7 protein-coding genes are annotated in these 6,780 nt (G+C 42.4%); 1 reads left to right on the top strand and 6 read right to left on the bottom strand.

Annotated elements, in window-relative coordinates; genetic code table 11:
* Nucleotides 1-68: 68 nt before the first annotated feature.
* Complete coding sequence (locus tag VN379_RS20270; RefSeq protein ID WP_325537215.1) at nt 69-389, top strand: helix-turn-helix transcriptional regulator; 321 nt, start codon at nt 69-71, stop codon at nt 387-389.
* Nucleotides 390-482: 93 nt separating this feature from the next.
* Here VN379_RS20270 and VN379_RS20265 read toward each other — a convergent pair whose 3' ends face one another.
* The 6 genes from VN379_RS20265 to rfbB all read right to left on the bottom strand — a co-directional run bounded on the left by VN379_RS20265 (nt 483) and on the right by rfbB (nt 6,404).
* Nucleotides 483-1,520, bottom strand: coding sequence for an SDR family NAD(P)-dependent oxidoreductase (locus VN379_RS20265; protein ID WP_325537214.1), 1,038 nt, complete (start codon nt 1,518-1,520; stop codon nt 483-485).
* A gap of 42 nt (nt 1,521-1,562) precedes the next feature.
* Nucleotides 1,563-2,879, bottom strand: a complete 1,317-nt coding sequence (locus VN379_RS20260; protein ID WP_325537212.1) for a UDP-glucose/GDP-mannose dehydrogenase family protein — start codon at nt 2,877-2,879, stop codon at nt 1,563-1,565.
* Nucleotides 2,880-2,990: 111 nt separating this feature from the next.
* The gene (gene rfbD / locus VN379_RS20255; protein ID WP_325537210.1) at nt 2,991-3,818 is read right to left on the bottom strand and encodes a dTDP-4-dehydrorhamnose reductase; all 828 of its coding nucleotides are present in this window, start codon (nt 3,816-3,818) and stop codon (nt 2,991-2,993) included.
* Nucleotides 3,819-3,839: 21 nt separating this feature from the next.
* Nucleotides 3,840-4,397 carry a dTDP-4-dehydrorhamnose 3,5-epimerase gene (gene rfbC, locus VN379_RS20250; RefSeq protein WP_325537208.1) on the bottom strand — a complete coding sequence of 186 codons (558 nt, stop codon included), beginning with the start codon at nt 4,395-4,397 and terminating at the stop codon, nt 3,840-3,842.
* 68 nt (nt 4,398-4,465) lie between these two features.
* Complete coding sequence (gene rfbA, locus VN379_RS20245) at nt 4,466-5,341, bottom strand: glucose-1-phosphate thymidylyltransferase RfbA (protein WP_325537206.1); 876 nt, start codon at nt 5,339-5,341, stop codon at nt 4,466-4,468.
* A gap of 4 nt (nt 5,342-5,345) precedes the next feature.
* Nucleotides 5,346-6,404: a dTDP-glucose 4,6-dehydratase gene (gene rfbB / locus VN379_RS20240; protein WP_325537204.1), complete on the bottom strand. Its 1,059-nt coding sequence runs from the start codon at nt 6,402-6,404 to the stop codon at nt 5,346-5,348.
* Nucleotides 6,405-6,780: the final 376 nt, after the last annotated feature.

The raw sequence follows: 6,780 nt of genomic DNA, 5'->3' as shown, positions 1-6,780 counted from the left end.
AATGTTATTGCGTTTATTTAAATATAAATTTATACACCATTTCTTAAATTTAAATGGAGGCATAAACCATGTTAGTTGCCGAACGTATTATTCAATTGAGAACACGAAAAGGCTATAGTACTAATAAACTTGCTCAGCTTGCAGAAATTGGGCAATCAACCTTACGTGAAATTGAAATTGGTAAAAAAAGTCCTAATATTGTCACTTTGGAAAAAATCTGCCAAGCTCTTGACATATCCCTGGCAGAATTCTTTTCAGAAGACCATGTCAACGCAGTTACCCACGATAATATGGCCGAGCTTCCGGAGCATGTAAAAAAGGAAATCGCTTTGATTAAAGAATTTATCCTTTACAAACACAACCTCCAAAAACCCACTGCAGATAAATGAACGACAAATAAACCCTACCTTCTTGAACCAAGGTAGGGTTATCGGCTATCAATTGAAACATATTTTCAATGCCCCGTTCGCCTCTAATAGGGGTTATTTTACTTTGTAATACTCACAATACCAATCGGCAAATCGCTGCAAGCCTGCTTCAATCGTTGTCTTAGGTTTAAAACCTACAGCTTGCTGCAATAAATCAGTAGAGGCAAAGGTGGCAGGTACATCGCCGGGCTTGATCGGTTCAAATATCTTATCAAACACTACCACTCTGCCTATAGCCTTGCTTAAGCATTGTTCCAGCGTTTCAATAAATACCATCAACTTTTCAGGGTTATTATTTCCTATATTAAAGACTTGATGCGGAGCAGTATTTGCCCCAATTGGAGAGTTACATAGAAGTCGTTCAATGCCCTCCACGATGTCATCGATGTAGGTGAAGTCCCGATAGAGGTCGTTTTCAAAATCACCATTATTGAATATCTTAATTGGCTCTCCAGAAAAATATTTCTGAGTGAAGCCGAAATACGCCATATCAGGCCTTCCCATAGGCCCGTACACGGTAAAAAATCGTAGTCCTGTAGCGGGTATCTGATAGAGATGACTATAGGTATAAGCCATCAATTCATTTGACTTTTTTGTGGCCGCATAGAGCGAAACAGGATTGTCCACAAAATCCGATTCAGAGAACGGCACTTTTTTGTTTGCGCCATAGACAGAGCTAGATGATGCGTAGACGAGGTGGTCTACAGTATGATAGCGGCATGCTTCAAGGATATTAAAAAAGCCGATTACATTGCTTTGAATATATACATCCGGGTTTTCTATTGAATACCGTACACCGGCCTGAGCCGCAAGATTAATTACAATATTAGGCTTAACCTCTTCAAAAGTTTTAGTTATAGTATCTTTATCTGAAATGTCACCTTTAATAAAGGTAAATTTCTCAAAGGGTCTAAGTAGCTCCAGACGAGCATACTTAAGCTCAACATCATAATAGTCATTTAGATTGTCAATACCGACAACACGGCAGCCCTGTTCTAATAGTTTCCTGGATAAGAAGTATCCGATGAAACCCGCTGCACCGGTAATGAGATAGGTTTTGGTTGTATCTAATGGTTTGTAGACTGATCTCATTTGGGCTGTTCGCTCCTTTCGGAAGTAAGTAAACCTAATCCGTTAGTTTCTACCAATAGAGTAATATTCTACTCCCGCTTCTTTCATCTCTTTAACCCCATAAATATTCCTTCCGTCATACACCAGAGGAGTTCTCATCAGTTGCTTATATCCTTCCGGCTTCAAAGCTTTTACCTCGCCCCATTCAGTAAAGACAAAGCAGACATTAGCCCCAGCTAAAGCTTCTTCCACATTCTCAACATACTTAATACTTCCTCTGCCGTTTTCGCCTTCCGGGTACGCTCTTTTGAAATTCTCCACTCCAACAGGGTCATAGGCATAAATATCTGCGCCCTGTGCCAACAATAAGGGTACATTTTCAAGAGATGGCGCTTCTCGCAGATCGTCCGTCCCTGGCTTAAACGTCAGTCCAAGAACAGCTACTTTCAGACCATTAAAAGTAATTAATCTTTTACATGCTTTCTTATATAGCATTATCTTTTGTTCAGTATTTACATCAATAGCCGCTTTGACTGTTTTTAGTTCATAGCCGTACTGTTTCGCAAGATACTCCAAAGCTTTGGTGTCTTTGGGAAAACAGGAGCCGCCATACCCAATACCAGCATTCAAGAATTTACTGCCAATCCGATCATCAAAGCTCATTCCTTGAGCCACATCCTGAATATCTGCGCCTACCAATTCACAAAGGTTGGCAATATCATTCATATAAGAAATTTTCAGGGCCAGGAAATCATTAGAAGCATATTTTATCATTTCTGCTGACCTTCTGCTAACAGACACGATAGGCAGATTAAACGGCTCATAGATCTTCGTAAGTATCTCTTCTGCCCATTTACTCTCCGTTCCGATAATAATTCTTGCAGCTTGAAGTGTATCGCGCACTGCTGTTCCCTGCGCCAAGAACTCTGGGTTCGAAGCTACTTCAACCTTTACATCATTAACCAGGAAGTCTTTGATAAACTGCTCCACTTTATCATTTGTACCAACAGGGACTGTCGATTTTACTACTACAAGGCAGTCCTTTTCTATCGTTTCCGCTATCTGCCTGGCAACTGTAGCTATGTAGGAAAGATTGGCCGAACCGTCAGGCTGCTCTGGGGTTCCAACGCCAATGAAGACAGCATCCGCTTCTTTATACGCGGAAATATAGTCGGTGGTGTAGCTTAATCTACCGGCATCATAATTTTTTTGCATTAACTCTTCAAGACCAGCCTCGTAAATAGGTGAGATACCCTGCTTCATCATATTTACTTTATTCTCATCAATATCAACGCAGGTTACTTGATGGCCGACTTCGGCGAAACAGACGCCTGCCACTAAGCCGACATAGCCGGTTCCTGCTACTGCTATTTTATACATATACATACCTTCTTTCGCATTTAACTATAATTCAATCGGACTCGACAGTGGCGCACCAGGCACTGCTGACCGAAACTTATCCTACTAACTGATTTTACAAAGGCATGAGTATTACCGCTCTAAATATTCACTTAGGGATTCCTGCCAATTCCTTATGGGATCGCCCACTGACATCCGCAACATATAATTATCTAGTACCGAATAGGCTGGACGTTTAGCCGGTCGGACAAATTCCGCCGTAGTCACCGGAACGACCTCAACAGATTTACCTGCCTGGCGGAAAATTTCGCAAGCAAACTCATACCAAGAGCATTTACCCTGACAAGTAGCATGATAGGTACCATAGGCATCACTTGCTAACAGCCGGAAAATCGCCCAGGATAAATCAACAGTGGATGTCGGCGTACCTACCTGGTCATGGACAACGCGCAACGAAGGATTTTCACCAGCCAACCGCAACATAGTGCGAACAAAATTGTTACCATCTCCATACAACCAGGCGGTGCGCATAATATAGTGCCGTCCAAGGATTTGACGCACTATCTCTTCACCTTGCCATTTAGTCCGGCCATACACTGTCTGCGGGTTAACAACATCGAATTCACGATACAGTTTACTACTGGATCCGTCAAAAACATAATCAGTGCTCACATATACCATGCGTGCGCCGGTTTCTAGGCAGCCAGCAGCCATATTTTGTGCCCCGATGACATTAACACTAAACGCTCTGTCAGGATCAGATTCAGCACCGTCCACATTGGTATAAGCAGCACAATGGATAACAGCCTGAGGTCTTACCTCCCGGAACAAAGACATAGTAGCCTTACTATCCGTAATATCCAGCGTATCAACATCTGTCAACATCAACTCATGGTCTTGCCCCTGTTTAGCAATCTCTCTGCCAAGCTGACCGTTCGCACCTGTTACTAAAATCCGCATATAAACCGCCTCCTGTATCTACTATCTGCTGAATTTAGGCAGTCGTTCCAAGGCAATATCGCGCAGCCGGGGGTATTCTTTATCTTTACCCGATAGTTCAACAGCTGACAACGGCCATTCAATCCCGATATCAGGATCGTTCCAGCTGATGCCGCCCTCGGCTTCTGGTGCGTACACATCACTACATTTATAAGTGAAGTATGCAGTATCACTTACTACACAGAAGCCATGGGCAAAACCTGGCGGTATCCACAATTGCCAGTGATTATCACTAGAAAGTATCGTTCCTGCCCACTGACCAAAAGTTGGTGAACCAACCCTGATATCTACTGCCACATCAAATACTTCCCCCTGGACAACTGATACCAGCTTACCCTGGGCATGCGGATTCTGATAATGCAACCCCCTCAATACACCACGGGTAGAAAAAGATATATTATCCTGCACAAATTGTTCATTAATACCGATAGCTTCATACCGCGATTTTTGCCAAGTTTCTTGAAAGAAGCCACGAGTATCACCGAATACCCGGGGTTCAACAATTACCACACCCGGCAATTTTGTTTCAATAATCTTCACTATAATTCAGCTCCGATTCGATTGATATTCTATCCAAAAAGCCTGCCGATATTGGCAGGCTTATACATTCACTCTCCGGCAGTTTTCAAGAGATATTGGCCGTACCCATTTTTCTGCATAACACTACCTAATGCTATCAATTTGCTGCGTGATATATAGCCCATACGATAAGCGATTTCTTCCGGACAGGCCACCATTAGCCCCTGACGTTCCTGAATAGTTGCAATGTAGTTAGATGCCTGCAGTAGTGATTCGTGCGTACCTGTATCCAGCCAAGCATAACCGCGACCTAAAGTTTTAACCCTGAGTGTATTCTGTTCTAAATATAAGCGGTTTAGATCAGTAATCTCTAATTCACCCCGGGCTGACGGCTTGATAGCTTTAGCCAGCTCAACCACATTTCGATCATAAAAATAAAGTCCGGTAACTGCGTAATTGGATTTAGGCTGAACCGGTTTCTCTTCTAAACTGATGGCCTGCCCCTGGCTATCAAACTCAACTACCCCGTAACGCTCAGGGTCGTTTACCCAATAGGCAAAAACAGTTGCACCAATAGCTTGCTGTGCTGCTTCCTGCAGCTTCTGACTAAAGCCATATCCATAAAAAATGTTATCACCCAAAATAAGTGCGCAGCTGTCATCACCAATAAACTCTTCACCAATAATAAATGCCTGAGCCAAACCATCAGGACTTGGCTGCACGGCATAGGATAAATGAATGCCCCACTGTTCGCCTGTACCAAGTAAGTTAACAAAACATTCCCGGTCCTGAGGGGTAGTGATGATTAAAATATCCTGAATACCAGCTAACAATAAGGTTGACAACGGATAATAGATCATTGGTTTGTCGTAGACTGGCATTAGCTGTTTACTAACTGATTTTGTTGCTGGATACAGACGAGTGCCTGATCCTCCGGCCAATATAATCCCTTTCGTTACTGTCACTATTCTACTCTCCCATCCCAAGTCGTTCAAGGCGATAGCTGCCATCCGTAACCCTCTGACACCACTCACTGTTGTTGAGATACCAATTTACAGTTTTAACAATGCCTGTCTCAAAGGTTTCTGCCGGTACCCAGCCAAGTTCCCGTTCAATTTTCGAAGCATCAATCGCATACCGTAAATCATGGCCAGGACGATCTTTAACAAAAGAAATTTGCTCTCGATAAGACTTCCCATCACTACGTGGACGGTTAGTATCAAGAAAGTCGCACAGGGTATGAACAATACATATATTGGTCATTTCATTATGACCACCGATATTGTATTTCTCACCGACGCAACCTTTCTCTAGGACTGTTAAGATAGCCTGGCAGTGATCTTCTACATATAGCCAGTCACGAATATTCTGCCCAGTCCCATATATCGGCAGTGTCTTACCCTCTAAGGCATTCAGAATCATTAACGGAATTAGCTTTTCAGGGAACTGGAACGGACCATAGTTATTTGAACAATTTGTCATCAATACCGGCAAGCCATAGGTGTGGTAATAGGCACGAACCAGATGATCTGAAGCGGCCTTGGATGCCGAATACGGTGAGTTAGGGGCATAGGGTGTTTCTTCGGTAAAATAGCCGGTTTCTCCTAGTGTTCCGTATACTTCATCGGTAGAAACATGCAGGAAGCGGAATTGAGCTTTCCGGTAGTCGTCAAGATTACGCCAATAAATCCTTGCTGCCTCTAACAGCGAAAAAGTACCGTTAATATTAGTTTCTATAAAGGCGGCCGGACTGTCAATTGAGCGATCAACATGGGATTCAGCTGCAAAATGAACTATCGACGCTGGTCGATAGTCAGACAAAATCTTGCCAACTAATGCTTGGTCGCAGATATCACCTTCAATAAATGTATATTGTGGGTTGGACTCGATATCGCTCAAAGAGTCCAGATTTCCTGCATAAGTGAGCTTATCTAGATTGATTATGCTTACATTGTTTAGCCTCAATGCCAAATGTATGAAATTACTGCCGATAAAACCTGCCCCGCCTGTAACAAGAATGGTATTCATAAAGATCCTCACTCTCACACATTGTTAGCTATGTTTGATTTTAAAAAATTCTGGATCCCAGTCAATAGATTGATGATGCTATAAAAACATTTGTTCACTAATCATACGTAAGATATCCAACAAATGATCGAGTTAGAAATTTTATTCTACTTGTCTTATGGCTCTTCTCCACCAATACGCTAAACCCGGTTTCATAAATCAGAATCTGAATTTCTTTTTACCGGGTGATCTTTCTTATCTACAACCCATACAAGTCACGGGATAAATTTGGAACTACAAGCTCCTGTTACTAAATCCACCATAATCTATTACGATGATTACTGTTTTCCTCTCATAAAACCCAATATCTACAAACTTTAGGGATAACTAAGCTGAA

The organism is Sporomusa sp., from assembly GCF_035561255.1.
GTDB lineage: Bacteria > Bacillota > Negativicutes > Sporomusales > Sporomusaceae > Sporomusa.
Note: the sequence above shows the minus strand (reverse complement) of the source record. Positions and strands in the feature narration are given on the sequence as shown.

Excerpts from the sequence above, each read along its gene's own strand:
- VN379_RS20270 (WP_325537215.1), top strand. The coding sequence starts at position 69 with ATGTTAGTTGCCGAACGTATTATTCAATTGAGAACACGAAAAGGCTAT.
- VN379_RS20265 (WP_325537214.1), bottom strand. The coding sequence starts at position 1,520 with ATGAGATCAGTCTACAAACCATTAGATACAACCAAAACCTATCTCATT.
- VN379_RS20260 (WP_325537212.1), bottom strand. The coding sequence starts at position 2,879 with ATGTATAAAATAGCAGTAGCAGGAACCGGCTATGTCGGCTTAGTGGCA.
- rfbD (WP_325537210.1), bottom strand. The coding sequence starts at position 3,818 with ATGCGGATTTTAGTAACAGGTGCGAACGGTCAGCTTGGCAGAGAGATT.
- rfbB (WP_325537204.1), bottom strand. The coding sequence starts at position 6,404 with ATGAATACCATTCTTGTTACAGGCGGGGCAGGTTTTATCGGCAGTAAT.